The sequence below is a fragment of the Seohaeicola saemankumensis genome (assembly GCF_021021435.1).
Classification (GTDB): Bacteria; Pseudomonadota; Alphaproteobacteria; order Rhodobacterales; family Rhodobacteraceae; genus Seohaeicola.
Map to the genome: position 1 here is coordinate 9397 of NZ_JAINWI010000027.1, position 24762 is coordinate 34158.

At 54.9% G+C, this 24762-nt stretch carries 24 protein-coding genes, 2 tRNA genes and 1 pseudogene; 22 read left to right on the plus strand and 5 right to left on the minus strand.

Features of this window, described 5'->3' with window-relative positions; genetic code table 11:
* Window positions 1–389: 389 nt before the first annotated feature.
* Entirely contained in the window at window positions 390–6821 is a 6432-nt protein-coding gene (locus K7H22_RS18990; protein ID WP_230802410.1) for a hypothetical protein, read from the plus strand.
* Between the two features lie 798 nt (window positions 6822–7619).
* On the opposite strand, the gene K7H22_RS18995 is transcribed toward K7H22_RS18990, so the two are convergent.
* From K7H22_RS18995 to K7H22_RS19010, 4 genes are all read right to left on the minus strand, one after another.
* The gene (locus K7H22_RS18995) at window positions 7620–7898 is read right to left on the minus strand and encodes a hypothetical protein (RefSeq protein ID WP_230802411.1); all 279 of its coding nucleotides are present in this window, start codon (window positions 7896–7898) and stop codon (window positions 7620–7622) included.
* A 570-nt stretch (window positions 7899–8468) separates the two neighbouring features.
* Window positions 8469–8729, minus strand: coding sequence for a hypothetical protein (locus K7H22_RS19000; protein WP_230802412.1), 261 nt, complete (start codon window positions 8727–8729; stop codon window positions 8469–8471).
* Window positions 8730–9050: 321 nt separating this feature from the next.
* Window positions 9051–9425 (minus strand): ankyrin repeat domain-containing protein, encoded by a 375-nt coding sequence (locus K7H22_RS19005; protein ID WP_230802413.1) that lies wholly within the window; start codon window positions 9423–9425, stop codon window positions 9051–9053.
* Window positions 9426–10553, minus strand: coding sequence for a hypothetical protein (locus K7H22_RS19010; RefSeq protein ID WP_230802414.1), 1128 nt, complete (start codon window positions 10551–10553; stop codon window positions 9426–9428).
* A gap of 233 nt (window positions 10554–10786) precedes the next feature.
* On the opposite strand from K7H22_RS19010, the gene K7H22_RS19015 reads away from it, so the two are divergent.
* From K7H22_RS19015 to K7H22_RS19040, 6 genes and pseudogenes are all read left to right on the plus strand, one after another.
* On the plus strand, window positions 10787–11032 hold the full coding sequence (locus tag K7H22_RS19015) for a hypothetical protein (RefSeq protein WP_230802415.1): 246 nt from the start codon (window positions 10787–10789) through the stop codon (window positions 11030–11032).
* Between the two features lie 32 nt (window positions 11033–11064).
* Window positions 11065–11301 (plus strand): hypothetical protein, encoded by a 237-nt coding sequence (locus K7H22_RS19020; protein ID WP_230802416.1) that lies wholly within the window; start codon window positions 11065–11067, stop codon window positions 11299–11301.
* Between the two features lie 71 nt (window positions 11302–11372).
* Complete coding sequence (locus K7H22_RS19025; RefSeq protein WP_230802417.1) at window positions 11373–13007, plus strand: type IV secretory system conjugative DNA transfer family protein; 1635 nt, start codon at window positions 11373–11375, stop codon at window positions 13005–13007.
* A 40-nt stretch (window positions 13008–13047) separates the two neighbouring features.
* Entirely contained in the window at window positions 13048–13614 is a 567-nt protein-coding gene (locus tag K7H22_RS19030; RefSeq protein WP_230802418.1) for a hypothetical protein, read from the plus strand.
* A gap of 26 nt (window positions 13615–13640) precedes the next feature.
* A pseudogene (locus K7H22_RS19035) lies at window positions 13641–14117 on the plus strand (recombinase family protein); the annotation flags it as partial.
* A gap of 225 nt (window positions 14118–14342) precedes the next feature.
* On the plus strand, window positions 14343–15194 hold the full coding sequence (locus K7H22_RS19040) for a zinc ribbon domain-containing protein (protein WP_269063244.1): 852 nt from the start codon (window positions 14343–14345) through the stop codon (window positions 15192–15194).
* Here the strand turns inward: K7H22_RS19040 and K7H22_RS19045 are convergent.
* Window positions 15184–15258, minus strand: a tRNA-Thr gene (locus tag K7H22_RS19045). The genes K7H22_RS19040 and K7H22_RS19045 overlap by 11 nt on opposite strands.
* Before the next feature lie 116 nt (window positions 15259–15374).
* On the opposite strand from K7H22_RS19045, the gene K7H22_RS19050 reads away from it, so the two are divergent.
* The 15 genes from K7H22_RS19050 (at window position 15375) to K7H22_RS20190 (ending at window position 24732) form a co-directional block, all read left to right on the plus strand.
* Complete coding sequence (locus K7H22_RS19050; protein WP_230802419.1) at window positions 15375–15551, plus strand: hypothetical protein; 177 nt, start codon at window positions 15375–15377, stop codon at window positions 15549–15551.
* A 13-nt stretch (window positions 15552–15564) separates the two neighbouring features.
* Window positions 15565–16833, plus strand: a complete 1269-nt coding sequence (murA, locus tag K7H22_RS19055; RefSeq protein ID WP_230802420.1) for a UDP-N-acetylglucosamine 1-carboxyvinyltransferase — start codon at window positions 15565–15567, stop codon at window positions 16831–16833.
* Complete coding sequence (locus K7H22_RS19060; RefSeq protein WP_230802421.1) at window positions 16830–17306, plus strand: DUF2948 family protein; 477 nt, start codon at window positions 16830–16832, stop codon at window positions 17304–17306. The genes murA and K7H22_RS19060 overlap by 4 nt, the downstream gene beginning before the upstream one ends.
* Before the next feature lie 139 nt (window positions 17307–17445).
* Window positions 17446–18747 carry a histidinol dehydrogenase gene (hisD, locus tag K7H22_RS19065; protein ID WP_230802422.1) on the plus strand — a complete coding sequence of 434 codons (1302 nt, stop codon included), beginning with the start codon at window positions 17446–17448 and terminating at the stop codon, window positions 18745–18747.
* A gap of 128 nt (window positions 18748–18875) precedes the next feature.
* Window positions 18876–19355, plus strand: a complete 480-nt coding sequence (locus K7H22_RS19070; protein ID WP_230802423.1) for a UPF0262 family protein — start codon at window positions 18876–18878, stop codon at window positions 19353–19355.
* 4 nt (window positions 19356–19359) lie between these two features.
* Window positions 19360–19821 (plus strand): low molecular weight phosphatase family protein, encoded by a 462-nt coding sequence (locus K7H22_RS19075; protein WP_230802424.1) that lies wholly within the window; start codon window positions 19360–19362, stop codon window positions 19819–19821.
* Window positions 19822–20107: 286 nt separating this feature from the next.
* On the plus strand, window positions 20108–20515 hold the full coding sequence (locus K7H22_RS19080) for a ketosteroid isomerase-related protein (RefSeq protein WP_230802425.1): 408 nt from the start codon (window positions 20108–20110) through the stop codon (window positions 20513–20515).
* A 16-nt stretch (window positions 20516–20531) separates the two neighbouring features.
* A complete protein-coding gene (locus tag K7H22_RS19085) occupies window positions 20532–21113 on the plus strand; it encodes a GNAT family N-acetyltransferase (RefSeq protein ID WP_230802430.1) in 582 nt (193 codons plus the stop codon).
* A gap of 90 nt (window positions 21114–21203) precedes the next feature.
* A complete protein-coding gene (locus tag K7H22_RS19090) occupies window positions 21204–22097 on the plus strand; it encodes a carbon-nitrogen hydrolase family protein (RefSeq protein WP_230802426.1) in 894 nt (297 codons plus the stop codon).
* Window positions 22098–22181: 84 nt separating this feature from the next.
* Window positions 22182–22400: a translation initiation factor IF-1 gene (gene infA, locus K7H22_RS19095; RefSeq protein ID WP_005978431.1), complete on the plus strand. Its 219-nt coding sequence runs from the start codon at window positions 22182–22184 to the stop codon at window positions 22398–22400.
* An 11-nt stretch (window positions 22401–22411) separates the two neighbouring features.
* Window positions 22412–22990: a Maf family protein gene (locus tag K7H22_RS19100; RefSeq protein WP_230802427.1), complete on the plus strand. Its 579-nt coding sequence runs from the start codon at window positions 22412–22414 to the stop codon at window positions 22988–22990.
* Window positions 22987–24027 carry a ribonuclease E/G gene (locus tag K7H22_RS19105; protein WP_230802431.1) on the plus strand — a complete coding sequence of 347 codons (1041 nt, stop codon included), beginning with the start codon at window positions 22987–22989 and terminating at the stop codon, window positions 24025–24027. The genes K7H22_RS19100 and K7H22_RS19105 overlap by 4 nt, the downstream gene beginning before the upstream one ends.
* Entirely contained in the window at window positions 24024–24215 is a 192-nt protein-coding gene (locus K7H22_RS19110; RefSeq protein WP_230802428.1) for a DNA gyrase inhibitor YacG, read from the plus strand. The genes K7H22_RS19105 and K7H22_RS19110 overlap by 4 nt, the downstream gene beginning before the upstream one ends.
* 93 nt (window positions 24216–24308) lie before the next feature.
* Window positions 24309–24383, plus strand: a tRNA-Phe gene (locus K7H22_RS19115).
* Window positions 24384–24444: 61 nt separating this feature from the next.
* Window positions 24445–24732: a DUF6538 domain-containing protein gene (locus K7H22_RS20190; RefSeq protein ID WP_330165869.1), complete on the plus strand. Its 288-nt coding sequence runs from the start codon at window positions 24445–24447 to the stop codon at window positions 24730–24732.
* Window positions 24733–24762 lie beyond the last annotated feature (30 nt).

Here is a 24762-nt window from a genome sequence, read left to right on the forward strand (position 1 = left end):
TGAGCAGGGGGATGGCCGTCAATGATCCGCGAAGGCGCGAGGGGGATCACCCGCCCTGCACGAACGAAGAGAGGAAGGACGGGGATACGCGCCAAAGCGCGCCCCAAAGGGCGCTTGGGTCTTGATGGCCAGGGGCTGCAAGCCCCAAACAAAAGGGAAGAAGTGTCAGCCGTTCACGGCTGGCTAAAGATCGCGCAAGGGATGGAAGCCGGATGGCCGAGACCGACGAAGGCGGGCTCGGTTCACGACAGCCCGGTTCGCTAGGCTGCGCTTAAGCAAAGCGTGGACCATTGATACTAACCGCCAGCTCGCACCACATTATGTACTGGCACTGAATGGCATGCCAATATATTGTAAAATTGAGAATTTTTCGAAGAGTAAGAAACGCTGTGACAAAAGCCGGAAAAAGAATAGACAAAGTCAGAGTATCACGGGCCGGTCACACCTTTCACGAAAGGTGGGCGGCTCGGCGTGCGCTGCAACTCGTGTTTCCGAAAGACAACCTATTTGCAATTGTCGTCGAAGGCCTCTCTCCTAACGAGAACCTCAAACTCGGACAAGAAGCCGAGGATATTGCCGATCTTATCCTTTTTTATGGCAATGGTGACACCTTCGAGTCTTGCACCACGCAGCAGATTTTGCAGTTCAAATACAAGGAAGCTGCCGAACCAGTCACATCATCTTATCTCAAGAAAACTATAAAGAAATTTGCAGCAACACTTCGTGACTTCAAGGCGAGTGTTTCCGATGAAGTCATAGCGAAGAAGTTGTCATTCGGATTTGTCACAAATGCACAGTTTTCAAATGAACTTTGGAACGCCATCGCCTGTTTGCAATTGGACGGCATACCCGAGACCAATAGCGCAAAGAGGCAAGTTCAATACCTTAAGACCTGGTGTTTGGAAGAGGAAATCGAAGCGGCCGACATTTTTCCATTAATTGAATTTCGTGCTGCTACAAATGATCTTCCGGCACAGAACCGATCTCTGCGAAGAACAGTCAGCGACTGGTCGGCGAACTCTACTGGACAGGCGGCAATAAGACTGTTCGCTCTTGTAGAGCTCGTCCGCGAGAAAATGCAAATTGAGGGTCAGGATAACAACTCTATCAAACGCGAAGATGTTCTTGATGCGCTTGAATGCGATGAGGACCTATTATTTCCAGCGGACACGCGGTTTGTGGATGTCGGTGACGTTGTCGAGCGAGCTGCACTGCAAAATATCAAAGATGAAATCGAAACTAGTGACCTTCCAGTATTTCTCCATGCTGACGGCGGGATCGGAAAGACCGTCTTCATACAAAGTCTTGCCGCACATCTAGCAGATAACTTCGAGGTCGTCGTTTTCGATTGCTTCGGCGGCGGCGCATATCGCTCCGAAGCCCAAGCACGCCATATGCCGAAAGTTGGCTTACTACAGATCATTAATGAACTAGCGACGCGCGGCCTTTGCGATCCACTCCTTCCAACTGACAGCGATCAATACGGTTTGATCGAAGTAGCCCGCAAGCGCCTCAAGCAAGCGAGCGAGACTGTCAAAAACCAGACTAAGATGCAGGGAATACTGGTTGTTTTGGACGCTGCAGACAATGCACAACTTGAAGCTGACGCGCGAAACGAAGCCGCCTTTCCGAGGCTGTTGCTTGCATCACTGAGTGCTGAACCCATTGACGGCGTGAAGATGTTGCTCACAGCACGCCCTCACAGGATGGATAGCGTGATCGGCAAGAGCCAAGTAGAGCGCATCGAGCTTGAGGCTTTCACTGCGGATGAAACTGGTCGTTTTCTTGAATCTAGGCGCGAGAACATTAAAGATGTCGAATTTGCAAAGGTTCTTGCGCGTTCGCGTGGCAATGCTCGTGTCCTAGAGTATTTGGTCGAAAGCTGGGATGAGAATGTGTCCGGCAATGCACCGCAAACCGTAATATCGGTTGAGGAACTGATCGCACAGAAATGCGAAACAATATTCCGCGACCTACATACAGCGGGTTGGAGTGAAAATGAAGTTCGTGAATTTTTCGCCGCGCTATCGCTTCTTCCGCCGCCTATTCCATTGTCTGAACTGTCCGAGGCACTAGGCTGGACGGAATCGCAGGTCAATAGCGCCGCATCCGATCTTGCGCCGATGCTTGAGTTGGTTAAACATGGGGCGATTTTCCGCGACGAGCCCACTGAAACCTATATCAGGGATCAATATGCAAGCGAGTCCGTAGCGCAACAGGCCATCGCTCAAAGACTTCACTCGCGCCAAAAAGACTCGGTCTACGCTGCGGAGGCACTACCCCATTTTCTCGTCGTGATTGGTGATAGCGACAGAGCATATCAGCTCGCAGATTCAGATGAGTTTCCGTCTGTCATCGAGTCGGAATATGGACGTCGTAGATTAAAACTTGCGCGCCTTTATGCGGCATTCTCGCTCGCGACGCGCGACAAAGATTTAGACCGTGTTTTAAGCCTGACGATGCGCCTCTCGCAGGTTGCCTCGGCTAATGCGAGAGGCGATCAATTCATTCGACGCTCACCGGCACTGGCAACAATCCTTGGAGATTCAGATGCCTCTCGCCGATTGTTCAATGATCGTACCGGGTGGCGTGGTGCACGTAATACGCGGCTCATAGTCACCTATAGCTTCTCTGACGACTTAGACGAAGCGCGCATACATCAAAACAGGGCGATTGGCTGGATAAACTGGTATCTCAATAGTGATGATGAGACGAAACGTATCAACCGTTCAGGTTTCGAAGCATCCGACATAGCAGCGGTGATGTTTCTTAGTGTGGTGAGAAATGAGTTCTCGTCGATCAATCGGAATATTCAGCTGTGGCGTTCCAAATTTGCACTTTCCGTCGTCAAAGAACTAATCACTCTGTGCGCACAGCACGAAGTGGCGATTGGAAGTAATGCTTTGCAAGTTCTCGCTAAGTTTGCAGCGTCGAAAAGGTGTCTATCACTTACATTGCAAATTGCCCTGCTATCTGGTGAACACGACCTAACAAAAGGCCAACTCAAGGCTATATCGCGAGCCGCAAGCTCGCTCGCGCAGAGATATAAGAAGAAATTCCCCGAAGACAAATCTGACTACGAGATGGAACTGCAGGGTGCTGTTGCCGCAGCCGCGATGGAATCTATCGTAGTGAATTCAAGGCAGTCCGCGAAGCGGCTGCTCAAGCTATATCGTCACCGCAGACCATCCAGCTACGACTATGGCGAGCGGCACGGCATGAACAGAGTTTGGATGCCTGTTCAATCAGCTTGCATCGCGGCGTGGTCATCCGGCGAACAACTATCCTTTCAGCATATGATGCCTGAGGAGGTGAAAACAGGACGGAAAACAAAACTAATAACCACGGAAACTGACTTTAGTACATTCCTTGATGGGCTCACCATGGCGGTAGATCAGTGCAATGACCCAAAAGGTCGGAAGCCAAAGAAACGTAAGCGTTTTTCCCAGCATGAACAGGAAGATATTGTGAGGGGCACAGCCTGCGTCTTAGAGTTGGTTAAACCAATTGAGGCTGCCGTCCTCTCAAAGGACGTTCTTTCAAACGATGTACTGACCACCTTCTTGGCTATCTGGAAAAATGCGCTGAGACCGGATGTGCATTGGAAGGCCGAAACCGGAAGAGATAATGTTGCGCGCCACGTCGGAATTGGTTTTGCTGGAATACTGCTTCGTCATAGCGAAACGATCGAGAGGAAAGTAGCGGAAGAACTCATAGAAATCGTCGATAAGAACCGGTTTTCTCTAGGTGACAAACTAGGGGTCCTCGTCCTTATCGCGAAGCGTAGCAATCTGGCCGATGTAGCAGGAGCTTACGCAAGCGCGATCTCCAGCGAGATAGTAAAAGATGATTACATCGAACAACGTGGTGAGTACTACCGAGATTTGGCTGGATCGTTGATCCCAATGAGTATTGATGAGGGGAAAGAGTATTATTCTCAAGGGTTGGCTCAACTTGATCAGATGGGAGGCGATGACTTCGAGTTGATTTACTCTGCCTTGCACTATGCGGCTGAACAGCCAGGCGGGTTTGTTAAACCTGAGCTCTCGCACCGGCTAATGAACCTTTGCCAGACGATCTTTCAGCACGAACCCTCAAAGTTCGGCTGGACGCTATTCGGACGCGCCGCTTCTTCCTCCATCGGTTTTCCGGCAATGTACAAGCTGATGCGCTGGTACGATCAAGATGTTGTTGACTACTCCTATGGAGTTCCCCAGCTTGCATGTTTCCTAACAAAGGCCGGCCAACTGGACCCACGCCGAGCTGCGGTTCTTCTCACAATCTGTGAGGATCATGGTTGGCATGAGTGGCAGGTTGGCAAGGGTCTTCAAGACATTCTTGAAGTAGCCAAAAGCGGAGATCGAGAAGCGATTTTTGCCCTTGTGACAGAAAAACTTGATCGTGAACACAGTTTTGGTGGATGGGAAGGGCTTTGGGAAAGCCTGCTGAATTGTATGGATACCTTTAAGGAGATCAAAGAAGAGGACCAACGCAATCATTTTCAGGTACTACAGGAGGCTGCTAGGTCTCGGCGGAAGTTCAAGGGCTCCAGAAAGAATTACAGCGAAGCCATTGCTAGCGGCAGCTTGCAAGCACGTAGCAAGAAAAAAGATGAGCAGGCTGGTGAAGACGCCTTTGCAGCTATTCTTGCCGAGTGTGATCCAACGAGCGCATCCGACTTGGACGAAGCATTGCGACGCATTAAAGCTAGTGATGCCCTGCGCTTTGACAGTAGAAAACGCCTTTTCTGTGAGATACAGAAAACTTGCCCGTTTGATAAGCGGGTCAGTTTCCTAAGCGCTCTTTGTGAGTCCGCTGAGCTTGAGTTTGACGGCGTAATTGATCTGTTGATCGAATGTGTAGAGGTCTGGCGAGATAGCTCAGCACACGTGAAGCGTAGCGTAACCGGGCTGATAACGAAGCTTTTCGCATTTAAGGGGTCAGAGTTATTTGAGCTTCGCTACTCGGGTATTTCTAGGCAAATCTACCGTTTGTCCGCACTATGCAACGAACCGAAATTCGTGATGCAAACCGTCCTTGAAACGATAGCAAAGGAACGCCTTGAGCTTGGCGGCGACGAATGGCTGCAACTTGCGACAACTCTGTCCTGCCATACTGATCCATCGACGGCGTTAGAAGCATTCGAGAACTTGCTGTCTAGCTCAGCTGCGAAGGTTGGAGATGAGATCGGGGAAGGCGTGTATCGCACCGCGTTTGCTGGAAATTTCGAAGAAAGCGATGTTATTGCTGACATTCTCTGGCATTTGCTTGGTGACAGCGATGCATTTGTCAGATGGAATGCGGCAAGAAGTATAAAGGGCATGCTCGATGTCGGATTGATCGAGGATGTGGAGCGCTTGCTTGATCGGTTTGATGTGGTCGAAAACCCATCACTGGTTTCCGATGAGCATCATTTCGCCTTCCTGAATGCACAGCAATGGCTGTTGATGGGGTTGGCACGCGCCGCTCTCCACCACGGCGAGAGGCTCAAGCCGCTGCAGTCACGAATTGCGGCTCTGTCCGAGCGAACTGATCTGCATGCCATCAACAAGTTTCATCTCGCCAGATGCATTGCACATATCGAAGGTGGCGACTCTATGGGCTCGGAACTCGCTGCATTGTGGGCTGAAATTAGAATACCTCAGCATGGCATTGTCGAACGCAATGGTTTGCCGAAACACGAGGAACGCCGAATAGATTTTGGCTTTGAATATGAATTTGATAAGTACAAAGTCGCCGATCTTGGACGCCTCTTTGGGATTTCGAAAAACGAAGCTAGCGATTACATTGCAGAAGAGGTGATTAAACGTTGGCCGCTAATGAAGAACATGTCCGACTTTCCAGGCAGAGTACGCTATCGGGGCGACGAGAGATTTGAAACTTATCCTGAACACATTCAGAAACATGCTCGCCTTTACGCCGCGACTTCGCTTATGAAGGCTATGCCGGTTGCAAGGTCAAGCTATGAGTGGGAGGGCCGAAACCCTTGGGACGAGTTTTTGAAAGAAGAGGACGTTTCTTTCGAAGATGGTTCATGGCTGTCGGATCACAAGGATAGAGTACCGGCACAGGCACGCGAAGCACTACTTGGCGAACGCCAAGGAAACCTAGAAACGCTTCTGGAAAGAGACGCGCTTTTTCGGATAGTTGGAATTCCTGTTCGCTCAAATGATCGGGCTTTTCCGCTCTACGGATATTGGACGTCGCCCGATGGGGTACACGTAAGCCTAAGCTCGGCGCTTGTTATGGAGCGCGGCGCAGTCGGAATTTGCACGAAGTTTTCGAAAATGCCTGATCATGATCTTTGGCTGCCTGGGTTCGATTCTTACGGGCGAGTGGATCGCTACTCCGAGCAAAGGCAGTTTTATCCTTTGATCTGGGAACCGGAGAAATACCCAATTGGCATTGATGAACGTGACCAGTGGGCTGCACGGGGCGCAATGGCTCGTCCAAAGCTGGGGCGGTCTCTTAGCAAACTGCTAAATCTTACTTCAGATGATGATGAGCGTCGATGGTACGACGGCAAAGGAAAGCTCGCATTAACAAGCGAGGCTTGGGGTGAGTGGAGAATAGATTCTGATTCTCGTGGAAGCCGTTATCAAGATGAGGGTGCTATTCTCTGGGCTGAGAGCGATTGGCTCGATGGAGCACTGGAAAATTGCAAACGAAGCGTCATCTTCAAGCTCAGTTTCTCGAAATACCAATCCAGCAAGAGCTACGATGAATCGTCTGGTGTGAGGGAACGTTATATTGGTTTGAAGCGTAGCGCTCGGGATTTGCGAATTTGGTTTGCTAAGAAGGCGTCCGAAACCGTTTACTGAGAAAGCTATGGGCATTCGCCGGAAGTTTGATAGCAGAACCTTGGTCTACGGCATGGTTCCAAAATACGGGCAGCTATGGAAGACTACCTTCTTAGTCTGGATGAAATCCTCATGGGGGTATCGGGGAAACGCAGAATGCTCACTTGATTGGTGATCAAACGGGCAGCAGTTTGTGCATGGTTCGCTGTTGGTGGAGAGGCACGTCTCCATGTCCAACGAGGTGGTTTCAAGGGGTGACGATAGGCCCTTTGATCACGGTCCATCTTTGACAAGATGGCGCACATCCAATCCGCGTAGGGTTGGTCAGGATTTCACAAGGGCGCAGAATGCCCTTTGATCGATGGGATGGTTCCAAGGCAAGGGCAGCTACGAAGTGCTCCCTTACTGGTCGCGCTGAAAGTGTCTCCATGAAATGGCGCTTATCCAAACTGCGAAAGGTTGGTCTCCATGACATGGTGGTGATTGAACGGTCAGACGTTCTGCTGGCTCTGGATGGGTTCAATGCCCAAGAAGAGCCATGGGCCGGGGGGATGCAACGGGGGCGCGCAAGACTAAAAGTCTGGAGCGGGCCCCCTTGCCAAGATGTGCGTTAGTACTTGAGTATTTTACTCATGTACTACCAAGCACACATCTTGCAGTCACAGCTATGGCCTTAGACAGAGCACATCTCGCATTAGTGTTAGAAATCAACCTTATTTCTGTCGCTCAAACTAGTTTAGTTAACGATGTAAATTCTCTTCATAACATGATTGCAAACCGCCATTGAGAGCCCCGCACGCTTTATGCAATGTAAGGATGTTATGGACTAGGGTAGTTGGTAGCGGCTACCGACGCGCCAATTTTGTTTGTTGTTGTTTCGGCAAATGTTAAGTGGGTCGGCTGCATCAAGGTACTTTGTATCTCATGTTCGGAAATCCTTAATGTTTCAACAGTCGTTAATGCCACGACACTAACTGCTGCTCCAAAAAGTGCGGAGAGTGGCTCTAATTTGATATTGCGACCTGAAGCAACACCGCCGACAAACATACCAATACCAGCAATCGAAGCGATCATTGTCGAAGTCGTATCCCCACCCATAATGATGTTTCCTATAGATAAAGCGCAAGCGCCTATACCTGCAGTAGTGGCTGTACCAGCTACAGCGGAAAAAAATGATCTTTATAACCCATAATTGAGCCTCCTTAATATTCATTATTTCAAAGAAATATTACTACACCCAAGAAAAAATATGTCAATACCATTGAGCTGTTATTGAATCTTATAAGGTCTTAATCAATCTGTTTATGCCCAAGGCCAAGATGCATACTTTTATTAGTTGCTGACAACGCATCGGAGTAAGTGAAACGCGGTAAATGTTCAGAACACAGATATTCTGCTTTCGTTTTAGGGGAGTTGTACGAGACAAAGCTTTTTAAAAGATATATTTATTGAAAAAAACGCAGATTAGAACCATATTTTGCATCGCCTATTTGAGCAAATTGATGGCCCGTAACCAAATTTTAATCTCGCTTAGCCCGACCAGATAAATGTAAACTAATTTGCAGCATTGGTTATTTTTTTGATTTTATTTTGAATGCTAGAGTGGTAGTGAGAGGCACCCAATTTTGCTGTTTAATGGATATAAAATGAAAGCTAATAAAAAATAGGCTAATCCAATACAACTTCGAAGAATGATGCGTTAATAGTTTCATGGCCTTCGAGTTCAAGCTTTCTAGTATCAACTTCTTGTGCACCCTCGTAATACGGAGAAAGCTTACCCCTCAAATCGTTCGTCACTGTATATCTTACTTCCGGGCGTATTCCAGAAGAAACAAATCCGATTTCGTCCCTAAAACAATCTTTAAGCCGAACGGTTTTTCCTTCTAAGGGGCCATCAAAATTGAATGCGTCAACAGATTTAATCTCCATAAAAACCTCTCTAGAAAAAATATAACAATAATAATGCTACTATATTTCAGCTAAATACGTCAAATTTTGCACCCAAATTGTTCCGACAAACCTCAGGGCAACAGATAGTGGTGATTATAGGGCTTGTCGACAAACCTGCTAACTGCAATCTAGAAAAGATAAAAGTGATTATCCACTTGAATCTATCTTGCACGTTACTGCATGGAATGTACGAATTTGATAGAATTTTTGTAAACTATAAATTACTATGAAACTATAATAGATCAAATTTTCATACTGATCCATATCGCTTTTGCGAAAAGAAGCAGTTTGAAATCAGCTTTACTGATCAGGAATAAGGACCTGCATTTCAGGATACATGGCGTTGTGCAGGTGGGCCATTGATTGCCTGTCTTGTCGTGCTGCGGCATGGTCGAAGGGCGTTCGCTGTTGGCCGTCCTGCATCCACGCTGTCTGTGGATTATACATCATAGCAGCCTCAAGAAAGTTGATGCTCCCTCGCATGGCTGCGACATGAACGGGTGTGAGATGCGTATCGAGCGCAGCAGCATCCAGAGACTGGCCATCTGCCAACGCACGCTCAAGCTCGTTGAGATCGTCTTCACGCGCCGCCCTGAAAATGTCAGGCGGCTCTTTTTTTGTCCCGTCATCGGTTTGCAGTGCGGGGCGCTCGGGCTTTCGCTGCGGGCTGGCCATCTACTGATACCCCCCGGAAAACTTGTCTGCGATGGTTTTGAGGTGTTCGTTTTCTGGCTGGATTTCTGCGGTCATTGAGCGCTCTGCTTCATCAGCGGCTGAGCCTTTAGGATATCGAGCTTCAGTTTTCTTGAGCTTGATTGATGTCTCCTCGGGGAAATCTGTCGTGTCGATCTTGATCGAGTACCGCATGATGTCCCCATCGTTGTTCTTGTCGATCATAACGTTGGTATCAGCCAGAACTCTGGCATGCGGTATCCAGCCATCCCCTAACGATTGCACATCATCAAGAGAGAATACCGCGCGCGCATTGATCATGTGCCGTCCCGGACCATCCTGAAAATGCAGGCGCGTCGTCAGGATAAGGTAGCCGCGATAGACCAGCGGGAAGCGGTTTGCGGTGAGATCATCGAAAAAGCTATCCGTGAGATGACCGCCTTCCCGCTGCGCCGGGACTTCAGAAAACAGAAGCGTCAGCGGTGTAACCCCGCCCGCGTAACCATGAGCGATGATAACGCATGTCGGAAACTTGGCCGCCGTTCCTTCTGTCTGTGCGCTGATCAGATAGTGCTGATGCGCACCGTCCAGAGCCGTGATGGCTGCTTCCTGCTCGTATGCGTTTGAAAGTACATCGCACAAGGCCTGGCGATGATAGTTGCGCCGCTCTTCGCAGAAGCGGAGATCATACTCAGCCAGCTCCCCGCTGATCCGAAGGGTTTGCAGGAAACGGTTGATGAAGGTGAATTTGGTATCCCCGATCTGGTGGATCGATTTTGCGCTGAGCCACTTCTTGATATCATCGAGCGTCAGGCGGGTATCTCTTGTCTTTGGTGCCTTTGATTTCTCAAACGGCACAAGCGCGTCATCCTCAGGCTGCATGATCATATCGCGCAGCCTTTGATTGCCGATGCCGTTCTTGTCTTTGTATTCGAGCAAAGCCAAGCGGGCGTACTCCTTCAGGGCCTTTGGAAAGAAACCAATCATGCGTTCCTGATTGCTACCACTTGGGAATTTCAGCGGTAGGGGAACAGTTTTCCCCTGTTCATTTTCGGAATTGGATTTCGCAGAAGCTCTTGATTCCAGGGGAATAACTTTACCCCCATTCGCCCCTTCTCTGCTTGTTCCCATATCACAGTCCCGACCCTAAATGCAGTTCACCCCCAACAACGCGCAGCGAGCGTTTGGGGGGATCGGGGCAATACCACCCCTGACAACTATAGACCAACCAACCCTTTGAAACAGCCGTTTCAGCGATCCCGACAACTCACCCTGCCGCCAGGCGGGGCACCAAACCGGAAAGGCAAGACACTATGATGACCCCAAACCAATACGGACCAAACGCTCAGGGCCAAGGGCCTAATATGAAGGACGGCTTTGCCAGCACGCTTGCTGCAATGATCTCGGTTCTTCTCAGCGCGCCGCTCAACGAGTTCACCCAGCCATACGTCATTTTGTATGCGCAGCGGACCTATGCACCTGAACTCGTCGATCTGATCGCCATCGTCTGGATGATCCTGTGCTGGCCGCTCGTGTTCTTCGCGGCGCGCGCCAGTGTCATCGCAGGCCTGACAGCGGCAGGCGTCTATCTCGCCTATCGCTTCATCTAACCCACTGAAACTTCAACTGAAAGGAAACTATTATGCTCGGACTCAACAAAGCACCGAAGAAGATCGAAGATAAGAAAGCATCGCGCAAACAGGATAGAATTTTCCTGTCTGGGGCCTTTATGGGGCTTATCGCCTTCGGTGCATTCTCGAATGGCGATTACCTCTTGATGCTGATCTTCGGCGGGCTCTCATTTGCGGCCTTCTATTCCGGCAGCAAGATCAAGACCCACTTCGAAGCCAAGGGTCAAACCACGCACTACGGAAAGTGACCAAAAGGGCGGCTGCGTTCAATGCGTGGCCGTCCATCCTCCCCAGTTTTTTCAAACCAGAAAGCTCAACCATGCTTGCATCTGAACACCCATACGGCTCGGCGCGTTTCGCTTCTGATATGGAAGTGCGCCGGGCGTTCAGCAGCCAGGGCGGCGTGCCGTTTGGCTTTTATAATGGCCGCAAGCTCGTCCATTCCAAAAGCGCGGGCATGATCCTGATCGGCGGCGCTGGCTCCGGCAAGTTCACATCCGTGCTTGCCCATCTCATGAACACTGCTGCCCGTTTGGGTGAGCCGCAGCGCTACGCAATCTTTGATCCCAAGCGCGAGCTGCGCGCTGTTCTGGAGCCGTACTTCGCGCGCATCAAGGCGGCTGTTTACGAGATCAATCCCTATGGCGTGCACGGCGCGCGCGGAAACCGCCTGTCGCTTCTGGCGCATCTCACGCCGGACTCGCCCAGGCTGGTTGCAGATGGCAGGCGCGTAGCCCGTACCTTTATCCCTGAAAGCGAAGCTGGCCGTGATCAGTTCTTTGAGCAAAAGGCTCAAAACTGGCTGGATGCGATCATTCGCGGCGGTGTCCATCTGGATGGCGGTGTCTCGCCTGCATCGATTTACAAGCTGCTCGGCCTGATCCGCGCCGCGCCCGAGGCGTGGGATGAAGTGGCAGAGCTCATGGCCGCGATGGGCGAGCCTGATCTGGCTGTTACCTATGCCGAAATGCGCGAGATGCGCCTTGAGAGCGAGCGCACCTATCAATCTGTCATGGGCGAGCTATCCAATCGCCTGTCCTTCATGGCCGACCGCGCCTTGCAGGACGCCTTTGTCTCCGGTTCTGAGGCTGAGTTCTCGCTGGATATTCTATGCGAAGACACGCGCCAGCCCGTGTTCGTGTTCTTCGTCATGCCGCCGGAGTTGACCGAACAGAACGCGCCGCTGATCCGGCAGTTTTTTTCGAGCCTTCGCACCATCAAGCAGCAGCGCCCCAGCTCTCCAACGCTCAATCTGGTGATTGATGAAGCAGCGCAGCTTGGGCGATTTCCCGAGATTGCCGATTTCTACTCCATCGGCAGAGGTTTTGGCCTGTGCCCGGTCACGGTCTATCAGGACCTTGGCCAGATCAGAAAGAACCTTGGGCCAACGGGTGCGATGACGCTCTCGGCCAGCAGTGATCTGGAAGTCTATCTGGGCGGCGGTATTTCCGATCTGGATACCGCGCGGCATTTGAGCGCCAAGCTTGGCAATCAGACCTTGTCCCTTGATGATCCGCTGACGCAGCAGCGCGCTGGCCGCGCCAAGCGCGAAGCCCTTCTGGCTGCGTTCCGTGGGCAGGCCGACCCGTACAAGACAGGTGCAGCCTTGCGCGCCCTTGATTACGAGATGGGCCATCAGCGCAAACAGGCCCGCCCCTTGCGCACGCCCGAAGAGATACTGGGCATGGCGCATGATCAGGCTTTGGTCATGCCATCTGGCTATGGCATCCCGCCCTTCATCGCGCAGAAGAGGCCGTATTTTGCGGTGAAGGAATACACAGGGCTCTATGGCCCGAACCCGTATTTTGACCGGGATATGGACAGCGTTTCCGTGCCCGGCTGGCCGTGGCGCAAGCGCCTGAAAATCATCCGCGAGGCCGTCCCATCCAGCCACGCGCATCTTCCGCAATACGCAGACGGCTCATGGTCGTTTGTGCAGGGACATCGTCCCTGAACCACCAAGACCCGCAACCTCAAACAGAAAAGGAAACACAATGATCTCAGATACTAAGAAAACACCGCAAGCCCGCAGAATTTGTGATCCGCGCATAAATTATGCTAAAATGAAGAGTGAGATGAAGGAAGGCTCAAAGCCGACTAGCGAGAGTATCGCCGTTCATCCAGCCGCCTCTGTTGATCAACAAGAGGCACCTTCAAGGGCAGACGGAATTCATGCGCATCCGGTTTTACCGGGTGAGGAAACGCGCACGCCAGAAACCTGGGTGGGAAAGGAGAGTGCGACCATGACAACAGAAGACTGGAAAGCATTGGGCTTCGTCTTTGAAACAGGTCCAGACAAAACGCTTCAGATCGATTTGGCGAAGTATCAGGCCATGTTCGATGAAGCCGGGCTTAGCGATGATCAGAAGCAAGAGATCATTGCTGAGCTTTGGAAGATCATCATTCCGTTTGTTGATCTGGGTTTCAAGGTTTCGCCGCTGGAGCTGGCCTGTGGAAAACTGCCTGAAACCCATGAAGAGACGGGCAATCAGGATTCAGCCATGGTAAAGTCTGAAGCAGAAACCCTGAGCCAAAAATTCAACCACCTCGCGGCTGAGTAAGCTCGCCGCAAGACAAAGGAGGACTCATGACAAAAGAACAACAAAATCAGGCTTTTGCCCCCGCTGCGCTGATCTATTGCCGCGTTTCTGATCGCAAGCAAAAGACGCACGGCTCGGGCTTAGAGAGTCAGGAACAGCGTTGCCGCAAATATGCGAGCGAGCGTGGCTATGATGTGGAAATGGTCTTCCCCGATGATATTTAGGGCGGCGGCGATTTCATGAAACGTCCCGGCATGCGCGCCATGTTGGCTTATATGGAAGCCCAGAAAGGCAAAAACTATGTCGTCATCTTTGATGATCTGAAGCGCTTTGCGCGTGATACGCGCTTTCATCTGGAGCTGCGTAGCGAGCTTGCGAGCCGTGGGGCCACGCCGGAATGTCTGAATTTCAAATTCGAGGACTCACCTGAGGGCAAGTTCATCGAAACCATGATGGCGGCAACGGGCCAGCTGGAGCGCGAACAGAACCGCCGACAGGTGAAGCAGAAAATGATGGCCCGCGTTGAGGCCGGATATTGGGTGTTCCGCGCTCCGGTAGGTTATAAGCACGTTCAGGCAAAGGGCGGCGGTGGCAAGGTACTCGTGCCCAACGAGCCCCTTTCCTCTGTCGTTCGCGAAGCCCTAGAGGGCTATGCAAGTGGCCGTTTCGCCTCTCAGGCCGAAGTGCAGCGCTTCCTGGAGTCCAATCCGCATTTCCCGAAAGACACCAAAGACGGGCGCATCCGCCCGATGACGATCACGCGCCTTCTCAAGAAGGTTGTCTATGCAGGCTATGTCGAAGCGCCAAAATGGGGCGTGTCTGTTCGCAAAGGCCAGCATGATGCGCTGATCAGCTTTGAGACGCACCAGCGCATTATCGACAACATCGAAGGCAAGAAGCGCGCTCCTGCGGCGCGCAAGGACTACAATGTGGACTTTCCGCTGCGCGGTTTTGTGGCCTGCAAGTGCTGTGGCAACGCCATGACTGGTGCATGGTCCAAGGGGTGCCGTAAGCATTATGCCTATTATCGCTGCGAGACACGGGGCTGCGATGCCAAGAGCAAGTCCGTGCCGCGTGCCAAGCTGGAAGCTGGATTTGAGGAGATCATGCAGCGCATGGCTCCGTCACGCGGCCTCATCGAGATCGCCGGGATGATGTTTCAGGACGCATGGGCTCTGAAAGAGCAAACCATGCGCGAAGAGCGAGCTGCCTGGAAGAGCCAGATAAAAACCATCGACAGCGAGATCGAAAACACGCTCGACAAGATCATTGAGGCCGAAAACAAATCTGTCATCCGCGCCTTCGAAAAGCGCATTGAAAAGCTGGAGCGGCAGAAAATCGTTCTCTCGGAGAAAGTCTCCGGTGTCTTGCCAGATAGGCATACCAAGAGCGAGTGTATGGAACTCTCGCTGAGTTTCCTGTCAAACCCTTGGAAAGTCTACAAAAATGGTGGTCATGCAGCGAAGCAAACTGTGCTGAGACTGGCATTTCAGGAGCCCCTCACATACTGCCCGAAAGAGGCGTATGGAACTCCGAAATTTTCCTTCCCATTCAAGGTGTTAGGGGAGATTACACGCGCAAAAAAGGAAATGGTGCTGTGAGAGAGGATTGAACTCTCGACCTCTCCCTTACCAAGGGAGTGCTCTGCCACTGAGCTACCACAGCATTATGGTCGGGTGGCATGCAAGCCGGACCGGACCGTGGGCGGCTGATTAGACGCAAATCGTACAGGGTGCAAGCGCAATCTGGACGCATTTCGCGGCTTGCTATAGGAAGACGGAATGCAGCAGAGACGACATGGCACAACACCGCCTGACAAAGGCAACGCGCGTGAAGAACGGTTGAAGGCCGCTCTCAAGGTCAATATGGCAAGACGCAAGGCGCAGGCACGCGCGCGGGCAGAGCAAAAAGTCGCCAAGGGTGATGAAACCTCGGTGGATGATACAGGCAAAGAATGAAAAGGGCAGGCGGATGGATTCAATAATCGTGACAGGCAACGGCCCTTTGAAGGGCCAGATCCCGATTGCGGGCGCCAAGAATGCCTGTCTGACGCTGATGCCGGCGACACTGCTCTCGGAAGAGCCGCTGACCCTGACCAATGCGCCGCGCCTATCTGATATCCGCACCATGACAGAACTGTTGCGCTCGCTCGGGTCCGAGGTGACCTCGATGCAGGATGGCAAGGTGCTGTCGATGTCGAGCCATGATATCCACAATCATACCGCCGACTATGACATCGTTCGGAAAATGCGCGCCTCGATCCTTGTGCTGGGGCCGATGCTGGCGCGGGATGGCCATGCGGTTGTTTCCTTGCCGGGCGGTTGTGCGATCGGCGCGCGTCCTGTCGATTTGCACCTCAAGGCGCTTGAGGCGATGGGGGCCGAACTGGATCTGCGTGAGGGCTATGTGCATGCCAAAGCCCCAGGTGGTTTGAAAGGCGGGATCGTTGACTTCCCCTTTGTGTCGGTCGGTGCGACCGAGAATGCGCTGATGGCGGCGACTTTGGCCAAGGGCACAACCGTGCTGAAAAACGCCGCGCGCGAGCCCGAAATTGTCGATCTGGCCCGCTGCCTGCGGAAAATGGGTGCCCAGATCGAGGGCGAGGGCACATCGACCATCACGATTCAGGGTGTGGACCGTCTGAACGGTGCAACGCATCCGGTGGTGACGGACCGGATCGAATTGGGCACCTATATGCTGGCCCCCGCGATCTGCGGCGGCGAGGTGGAGCTACTGGGCGGGCGTATCGAACTGGTTGGCGCGTTCTGCGAGAAACTGGATGCAGCGGGTATCAGCGTTGAGGAAACGGCGCAGGGCCTGAAGGTGTCGCGCCAGAACGGACGCGTGCGCGCCGTGGACGTGACGACCGAGCCTTTCCCGGGCTTTCCGACAGATCTGCAGGCGCAGATGATGGCGCTGCTCTGTACGGCCGAGGGGGTCTCGGTGCTGGAGGAGAAGATCTTCGAGAACCGCTTCATGCATGCGCCCGAATTGATGCGGATGGGGGCAAAGATCGACGTGCATGGCGGTACCGCGACTGTGACAGGTGTGGACGGTCTGAAAGGCGCGCCGGTCATGGCCACCGATCTGCGGGCTAGTGTGTCGCTGATCCTTGCCGGACTTGCCGCCGAAGGCGAGACGATCGTCAACCGCGTCTATCACCTCGATCGCGGTTATGAGCGGGTCGAGGAGAAGCTGGGCGCGGTCGGCGCCAAGATCGAAAGGATTTCTGGCCAATGAGCGACGCCCGTTTCGAGGATGCGCGCGAGTCTCCGCTGAACCTCGGGGCGTTGGAAGCTGACGATCTCAAGGTCATTTCCGCCCTGACACAGGATGCGGTATTTCCGGCCACAGCCATGACATGGCGCGCTGGTCGGCGGCGCTTTGGCCTGCTGTTGAACCGTTTCCGCTGGGAAGATCACGCCTCGTCACCTGCCCGTAGGGGTCCAGCCGAGCGCGTGCAATCATTGCTGGTGATCGACAATGTGCTGGCAGTGGCCTCGAACGGCATTGACCGGCGCGATCCGGATCTGGTGCTGTCGCTGCTGTCGATCGACTGGCATGCCGGTCGTGAACCCGCGGGCGAACTTCATCTGCTGCTGGCCGGTGACGGCGCCTTGCGACTGCGGGTCGAGGCGCTTGAAGTGTCCTTGAAGGACGTGACACGCCCCTATATCGCCCCCTCGCGCAAAGTGCCGGATCACGGGGTCTGATACCGCAAAGCAGTGCCTGAACAGTCGCCTCCGGCGGGGATATTTCAGGCAAGAAGAAGCGGTCCTGCCGAATTGCGTTGTCAGGGCTTGAGCCGGAAGGCGCGCAAAGCTATGTCCCGCCACAGACTCCGGAGGGACCATGCCTGTATTCCTGAACGCCGCCGACCCCGATTTCGAGACCGCTTTTGCCGCCCTGATGAGTGCCAAGCGCGAGGATAGCGTGGATGTGGATGATGTTGTTGCGGGCATCATTGCGGATGTGCGCGCGCGCGGCGATGCGGCGGTGATCGAATTGACAGCGCGGTTCGACCGGCTGGACCTGACGCCCGAAACGCTGCGCTTTTCGCAGGCCGAGATTGATGCGCTGGTGGCGCAAGTGCCGGATCACGAGCGTGCCGCGCTGGAACTGGCCGCCTCGCGCATCCGCGACTACCACGCGCGCCAGATGCCGCAGGATCATAGCTGGACCGATGCGCAAGGCGCGATGCTGGGCTGGCGCTGGACGGCTGTGTCGGCGGCGGGGCTTTATGTGCCGGGAGGGCTGGCCTCTTATCCGTCTTCGGTTCTGATGAATGCCGTGCCCGCCAAGGTGGCAGGAGTTGAGCGGTTGGCCATTGTGGTCCCGACACCGGACGGTGTGGCGAATCCGCTGGTCCTGCTGGCGGCGCGTATTGCGGGCGTGGACGAGATCTACCGCATCGGTGGCGCGCAGGCTGTGGCGGCTTTGGCATACGGCACCGAAACCATTGCGCCTGTGGACAAGATCACCGGACCGGGCAATGCTTTTGTGGCGGCGGCCAAGCGGCGCGTGTTCGGCAAGGTCGGGATCGACATGATCGCTGGGCCATCCGAGATTTTGGTGATTGCGGATCAGGATAACGATCCCGACTGGATTGCGCTGGATTTGCTGTCGCAGGCTGAACATGACGAAAGCGCGCAAAGCATTCTGATCACCGATAGTCCCGTCATGGCACGTGCCGTGGCTGCTGCGGTCGAACGTCATCTACTGACGCTTGAGCGACGATCCATCGCGGGACCGAGCTGGCGCGACTATGGCGCGATCATCACCGTGCCCGATCTGGATATGGCCGCAAATCTGTCTAACCGCATGGCGCCGGAACATCTGGAGCTTTGCGTGGCCGATCCGGATGCTTTGTCGGCAAAAATCACCCATGCAGGGGCTATCTTTCTGGGCGCATGGACGCCCGAGGCGATCGGCGATTATGTCGGCGGGCCGAACCACGTGCTGCCCACGGCGCGCTCGGCGCGGTTTTCAAGCGGACTGTCCGTGATGGATTTCCTCAAGCGGACCACGCTGGCCAAGATGACGCCTGCGGCCTTGCGCGCAATTGGTCCGGCGGCCGAAACGCTGGCCATCTCGGAAAGCCTTGAGGCGCACGGGTTGAGTGTACGCGCCCGCCTGAACCGTTTGAACGAGTGATCGGGCAAACCGTTGCCTGCACAGCGCAGGCAGGCAAGAAGATGCTGCAATGCAGCATTTCGGTAACAAGACGGATTGTGCGGGCTGCGTGCCTACGCTAGGCAGGGTCAGACGCAAGGACCCTGCCCATGACACGTATCTGCGAAATCGAACTTGATGATTCCAACCTGCCACCGCCGACGCCCGAAATCGAGCAGGAGCGAAAGGTTGCGATGTTTGACCTGCTGGAACAAAACTCGTTCGAATTGCCGTCCCGCGACGACCGTATCGCCCCCGCAGGGCCTTATCGTGTGGGGCTGGCCATCCGCGAGAAGCGTCTTGTTTTCGATATACTGACCGAAAAAGGGGACAAGGCGGCGGAGTTCCATCTGTCGCTCAGCCCGTTCCGTCAGGTGGTCAAGGATTACTGGGCGATCTGCGAAAGCTATTTCGACGCAGTCAAGACCATGCCTCCCAGCCAGATCGAAACAATCGACATGGCGCGGCGCGGCATCCACAATGAAGGTGCGCGCATCTTGCAGGAGCGACTCGAGGGCAAAGCCGTGATCGACACCGATACGGCGCGCCGCTTGTTCACATTGGTCTGCGTTCTGCACTTCGGAGGCTGACATCGTGCCTGTGCCCCTGCCTCAAGCGGTTCTTTTTTGCTGCGATCATAACGCGGTCAGATCACCCATGGCCGAGGGGATCATGAAAAAGTTCTACGGGATCGACACCTATGTGCAATCGGTCGGTGTATCGAATGACATGGAGATCGACGGCTTCGCCATTGCGGTCTGTCAGGAGATTGGAGTGGAGCTGTCACGGCATCGCAGCCGGTCCTTCGACGAAATGCAGGAAGGTGGCGAGGATCTGTCCTCGTTCGATCTGGTTGTGGCCCTGTCTCCGGCCAGCCAGCGCAGGGCGCTTGATCTGACACGGATCTATCATCTGACCGTGGAATACTGGCCGATAACCGACCCGACCGGGCTGGGTGAAAGCCGCGAGGTCAAGTTGAATGCCTATCGCCAGACCCGCGACCAGATCATTGCGCATCTGACGCAGCTTTGGGGTCCGCCGACCCGTCCGCAATAGAGGCGGTGTTCAGCAATCCGGCCAGATTACCCGCGATTCTATTAGCCGGTGATAACAGGCGCGGTGCGAGATCACGGGCCAGCGGGTCCAGTGCGCAATCGACATCTGGCGGCACCAGGTCATGGGTGTGACAATTCACCGGAGCATCATCAGGCCGCGAATTGGCACGCAGCGCTTGCCGCGCTCTGGGACGCGAATGGTCGCGGGCGGTGCGAAAAGCGCCGCCACGCCACTTGGAGCGGTTGCGCGCCCCTGCTAGGTATTTGCCAAAACCAGAGGGATAACCATGACAGACACGGCCCGTGCGACGATCCAGACCTATTTCGGCGCGTTCAATGCAGGCGATACCCAAGGCATGATCGCCTGCCTGTCCGAGGATGTGGCCCATCATGTCAACGAGGGCAAGGTGCGAACCGGCAAACCTGCATTCACCGAATTCTGCGATCACATGAGCCGCAGCTACCGTGAGAATCTGACCGATATGGTGATTTTTACCGCAACAGACGACACCCGTGGCGCGGCAGAATTCATCGTCAACGGCACCTATCTGCAAACGGACCCCGGACTGCCCGAGGCGCGCGGACAGACATATCGCTTGCCAGCAGGCTCTTTCTTTAGCCTTCAGGACGGCAAGATCACCCGCATCGTGACCTATTACAATCTGGCCGACTGGATCGCGCAGGTATCAGCGTGATCGGGGTGCCCGCTTGATCGAGGTTGTTGCACTGACAGGGGCCGCGCTTGATTCGCGGCTGGAGGATGTGGCGCGCCTGCGGATAGATGTGTTCCGCGACTGGCCCTATCTTTACGACGGAAACGTGGCCTACGAGCGTGACTATCTGGCGGTCTACCGTGACAATCCCCGCGCGGTGGTTGTCGGGGCATTCGATGGCCCCCGCCTTGTCGGTGCCGCGACCGGCATGCCGATGCAGGACCATGCCGACGACTTTGCCGCCGCATTCGCCGGAACGGGCAAGGATCTGCGCACAATCTTCTATTGCGCGGAATCGGTGCTCATGCCGCAATGGCGCGGGTATGGGATCGGCCATCGCTTCTTCGATCTGCGCGAAGCGCATGCGCGCACTCTGGGCCTGACAGAAGTGGCCTTCTGTGCGGTGATACGCCCTGCGGACCATCCGATGCGCCCTGCGGATTATGCTCCGCTTGATCCGTTCTGGCACAAGCGCGGCTACCAGCCTCTGACAGGCGTTGTTGCGCATTTCGGCTGGAAGGATCTGGGCGACGCCGAGGACAGCCGGAAATCCTTGCAATTCTGGTCGCGGCAGCTTTGATCCGGGGTCTGCTCCCTGAAATCCCGACCGGTTTGATACTGCATGAACGATCAGGCATGATCGTAACCGTTCAAGACAGGAGGCCGACCCATGAAAATCGCGACATCCGCCTATCCTCTCGACTGGTTCAAGAACTGGTCGGAATACGAAGCGAAACTGACCGCTTGGGTCGGCGAGGCCGCAGAGAACGGGGCCGGTCTTCTGGTATTTCCCGAATATGGCGCGATGGAGCTTGCATCTTTGGACGGGGCAGAGGTTGCGGGCGATCTGAAAGGGTCGATCCGCGCCGTAGCAGGGCGTGTTGCCGCAAGTTACGATCTGCATGCAGCGCTGGCCGCAAGGTTCGGCGTGCATATCCTTGCGGCTTCGGCGCCTGTGATCGAGGCGGGCAAGGTGCTGAACCGCGCAGCCCTTTTCGGCCCTGCGGGCCTTGTCGGGGTGCAGGACAAGCAGATCATGACCCGTTTCGAGCGCGAGGATTGGGGCATTGACGGTGCCATCGGCGGGGCAGGGCCATTGCATGTTTTCGACACGGCACTTGGCCGCATCGGTATCCTGATCTGCTATGATTGCGAATTTCCCTTGCTGGCGCGCGATCTGGCCGAACGCGGTGTCGAGATTCTGCTGATCCCGAGTTGCACCGAAGCGCTGGAAGGCTACTGGCGTGTGCGGATCGGCGCGATGGCCCGCGCCTTGGAAAACCAGTGCCTGACAGTGATGGCATCCTTGGTCGGAGCCGCGCCGCGCCTTTATGCGGTCGAGGAAAATACCGGCATGGGGGGGATTTTCGGACCACCCGATCGCGGCTTTCCCCCGACTGGCGTGATTGCCGAAGGTGTGCTGGACCGCGCAGGCTGGACCTATGCCGAAGTGGACCTTTCCGCCATCCGCGATGTGCGCGCCGATGGTCATGTTCTGAACAAGGCGCATTGGCCTGAACAGGACCATGCCTTGGCCCGCAAGACGCAAAAGCCCGCAGCCTAGAGATTCCCCTTGAAAATCTGCGCAGATGGGACCATTTAAGCGCCTGTCCCGCAGAATGGCGGGGCGATTGATGAAGGAGAGACCATGGCCAAGGAAGATACGCTCGAATTTCCCGGTGTCGTGAAGGAACTCCTGCCGAATGCGACGTTCCGGGTCGAGCTTGAAAATGGCCATGAGATCATCGCACATACGGCAGGAAAGATGCGTAAGAACCGCATCCGCGTTCTGGCTGGCGACAAGGTACAAGTCGAGATGACCCCCTATGATCTGACCAAGGGTCGGATCAACTACCGCTTCAAGTAACTGTTTTAACTGTGAAACTCATACTCGGATCAGGCAGTCCGCGCCGCAGGGAACTGTTGGCGCAGATTGGCGTTGTGCCGGATGCAATTTCGGCGCCGGATATCGACGAAACCCCGCTCAAGGCCGAATTGCCGCGTCCCTATTGCATGCGTATGGCGCTTGAAAAGGCGCGAGCCGTGCCAGCGGGCCTTGATGATCTGGTGCTTTGCGCCGATACAACCGTGGCCCTTGGCCGCCGCATCATGGGCAAACCTGAAAGCAGCGGACAGGCGGCAGAGTTTCTGCTGGCCCTGTCGGGACGACGCCACCGCGTGATCACGGCTGTTGCATTGAAGCGGGCCGACAAGGTCTGGCAGCGCGATGTCGTGACAACCGTGCAGATGAAGCGCCTGTCGGATGAGGAGTTGAACGTCTATCTCGCCAGCAATGACTGGCAGGGGAAGGCGGGCGGCTACGGTATTCAGGGGCTGGCCGGTGCCTTTATCCCTTGGATCAACGGATCGTTCACTGGTGTCGTGGGCCTGCCACTCTCAGAAACCGCAGGCCTTTTGCAGGCCGCCGGATACCCGCTATGGAAGGACCGCTCATGAAGGGCCGCCAGATTATTCTAGACAATCTGAACGGACGCGAGGCCGCAGCGCTGATCGTGGATGGCAAGCTGGAAGACCTGTTGCTAGACGGCGATGGTCCGCGCCCCGGCGCGATCTATCGCGCAGTGGCGGACCGGCCTGTGAAAGGGCAGGGCGGCCTGTTCCTGCGCACACCTGATGGCAGCGCCTTTCTGCGGCAGGTCAAAGGAATTTCTGCCGGCGATACGATGCTGGTGCAGGTCACAGGTCATGCCGAAGAGGGCAAGGCCCTGCCGGTCACGCAGAAGCTGCTGTTCAAAAGCCGCTATGCGATCGTGACACCCGATGCGCCGGGTCTGAACATCAGCCGGTCGATCCGTGACGACGATCTGCGCGACACGCTGCTGGGCGTTGCCCATGAGGTGATGGGCGACAGCGAAATGGGGCTCATCCTGCGCTCCGGTTGTGAAGGGGCCGGAGCTGACGAGATTGCCGAGGATATCGCAGCGATGGCTGATCTGGCCGCAGCGGTTCTGGCCGATGCGGACGGACCTGCTGAACTGCTGACCGAAGGCGACGGGCCGCACGCACTGGCGTGGCGCGACTGGGTCGAACCGGCCGAGGTTGTGACGGCCGAGGGCGGTTTTGACACCCACGGCGTAGAGGACATGATCGCGGCACTTCTACAACCGCGTATATCACTGTCAGGCGGCGGCTTTGCCTATATCGAGCCGACCCGTGCTTTGGTGGCGGTGGATGTGAACACCGGTGCCGATACCAGCCCTGCTGCCGCCCTCAAGGCGAATATCGCACTGGCTCGCGATCTGCCCCGCCAGTTGCGCCTGCGCGGTCTGGGTGGCCAGATCACGCTGGATCTGGCGCCGATGCCCAAAAAGGACCGCCGCGCCTTCGAGATGGCGATCAAATCGGCTTTCCGCGCCGATAGTATCGAAACGGTGATGGCAGGATGGACGCCGCTGGGCCATTACGAGTTGCAACGCCAGCGCGTGCGCCAGCCTTTGGTGCTGCTGCTGGAGGGGCAGGAGTCAGCATCGTGACCTGCCCGATCTGCAAGCGCAAAGCCGATCCGGCCTACCGTCCGTTCTGCTCGAAACGCTGTGCCGACGTCGATCTGGCACATTGGCTGAGCGGCAGTTACGCAGTGCCATCACAAGACCCCGACGACATCGAAGCCGCGATTGATGCCATCGAGGAAGCCTTGCAGGACATCCCCAGAAAACAGTAGTGAAATCACGGCAAGATTTTTACGCAAACCCTCTGGACAGCCCCCTGTACCTCGCCTAGAACGCTGCAACCCGAACGCCTCGCGTTCTCCCGTGCCCGGGTAGCTCAGGGGTAGAGCAGTGGATTGAAAATCCTCGTGTCGGTGGTTCGATTCCGCCCCCGGGCACCATTTCGTCAGCTAACTCATTGGTATCACTCCAGCTTTTTGCAACCGCAAGGAGCCGGAGACCATGTCGGAGACCATTTCGCCCACGTTCACCTTCGTGAAAGACGGGGTTTTATATTTCAGTCGTCGCATCCCAAGTGAGTTGAAACGCCACTACACGTCACCTCGGATCGCATATTCTCTGCGTACAAGGTCCCCGAAAGTAGCCGAAGCCCGAGCCAGAAGAGCTGCGGATCAGCTCGATGAGTATTGGTATCACCAGCGAAGCCAAGAGAAGGACCTTCCAGGGAAGCACATGTTGAGGCTGCAGCGTTTGACTGTGGTGAACCGCCCCGGGTTTGCCGGAGAGTAAAACACTCAAAGGATGAGCCCTATGACAAAG

Bases quoted from the DNA above. Each gene is read 5' to 3' on its own strand.
- K7H22_RS18995 (WP_230802411.1), bottom strand. From the start codon at position 7,898: ATGGGTGGGGATACGACTTCGACAATGATCGCTTCGATTGCTGGTATT.
- K7H22_RS19000 (WP_230802412.1), bottom strand. From the start codon at position 8,729: ATGGAGATTAAATCTGTTGACGCATTCAATTTTGATGGCCCCTTAGAA.
- K7H22_RS19005 (WP_230802413.1), bottom strand. From the start codon at position 9,425: ATGGCCAGCCCGCAGCGAAAGCCCGAGCGCCCCGCACTGCAAACCGAT.
- K7H22_RS19010 (WP_230802414.1), bottom strand. From the start codon at position 10,553: ATGGGAACAAGCAGAGAAGGGGCGAATGGGGGTAAAGTTATTCCCCTG.
- K7H22_RS19015 (WP_230802415.1), top strand. From the start codon at position 10,787: ATGAAGGACGGCTTTGCCAGCACGCTTGCTGCAATGATCTCGGTTCTT.
- K7H22_RS19020 (WP_230802416.1), top strand. From the start codon at position 11,065: ATGCTCGGACTCAACAAAGCACCGAAGAAGATCGAAGATAAGAAAGCA.
- K7H22_RS19025 (WP_230802417.1), top strand. From the start codon at position 11,373: ATGCTTGCATCTGAACACCCATACGGCTCGGCGCGTTTCGCTTCTGAT.
- K7H22_RS19030 (WP_230802418.1), top strand. From the start codon at position 13,048: ATGATCTCAGATACTAAGAAAACACCGCAAGCCCGCAGAATTTGTGAT.
- K7H22_RS19040 (WP_269063244.1), top strand. From the start codon at position 14,343: ATGACGATCACGCGCCTTCTCAAGAAGGTTGTCTATGCAGGCTATGTC.
- K7H22_RS19050 (WP_230802419.1), top strand. From the start codon at position 15,375: ATGCAGCAGAGACGACATGGCACAACACCGCCTGACAAAGGCAACGCG.
- murA (WP_230802420.1), top strand. From the start codon at position 15,565: ATGGATTCAATAATCGTGACAGGCAACGGCCCTTTGAAGGGCCAGATC.
- K7H22_RS19060 (WP_230802421.1), top strand. From the start codon at position 16,830: ATGAGCGACGCCCGTTTCGAGGATGCGCGCGAGTCTCCGCTGAACCTC.
- hisD (WP_230802422.1), top strand. From the start codon at position 17,446: ATGCCTGTATTCCTGAACGCCGCCGACCCCGATTTCGAGACCGCTTTT.
- K7H22_RS19070 (WP_230802423.1), top strand. From the start codon at position 18,876: ATGACACGTATCTGCGAAATCGAACTTGATGATTCCAACCTGCCACCG.
- K7H22_RS19080 (WP_230802425.1), top strand. From the start codon at position 20,108: ATGACAGACACGGCCCGTGCGACGATCCAGACCTATTTCGGCGCGTTC.
- K7H22_RS19090 (WP_230802426.1), top strand. From the start codon at position 21,204: ATGAAAATCGCGACATCCGCCTATCCTCTCGACTGGTTCAAGAACTGG.
- infA (WP_005978431.1), top strand. From the start codon at position 22,182: ATGGCCAAGGAAGATACGCTCGAATTTCCCGGTGTCGTGAAGGAACTC.
- K7H22_RS19105 (WP_230802431.1), top strand. From the start codon at position 22,987: ATGAAGGGCCGCCAGATTATTCTAGACAATCTGAACGGACGCGAGGCC.
- K7H22_RS20190 (WP_330165869.1), top strand. From the start codon at position 24,445: ATGTCGGAGACCATTTCGCCCACGTTCACCTTCGTGAAAGACGGGGTT.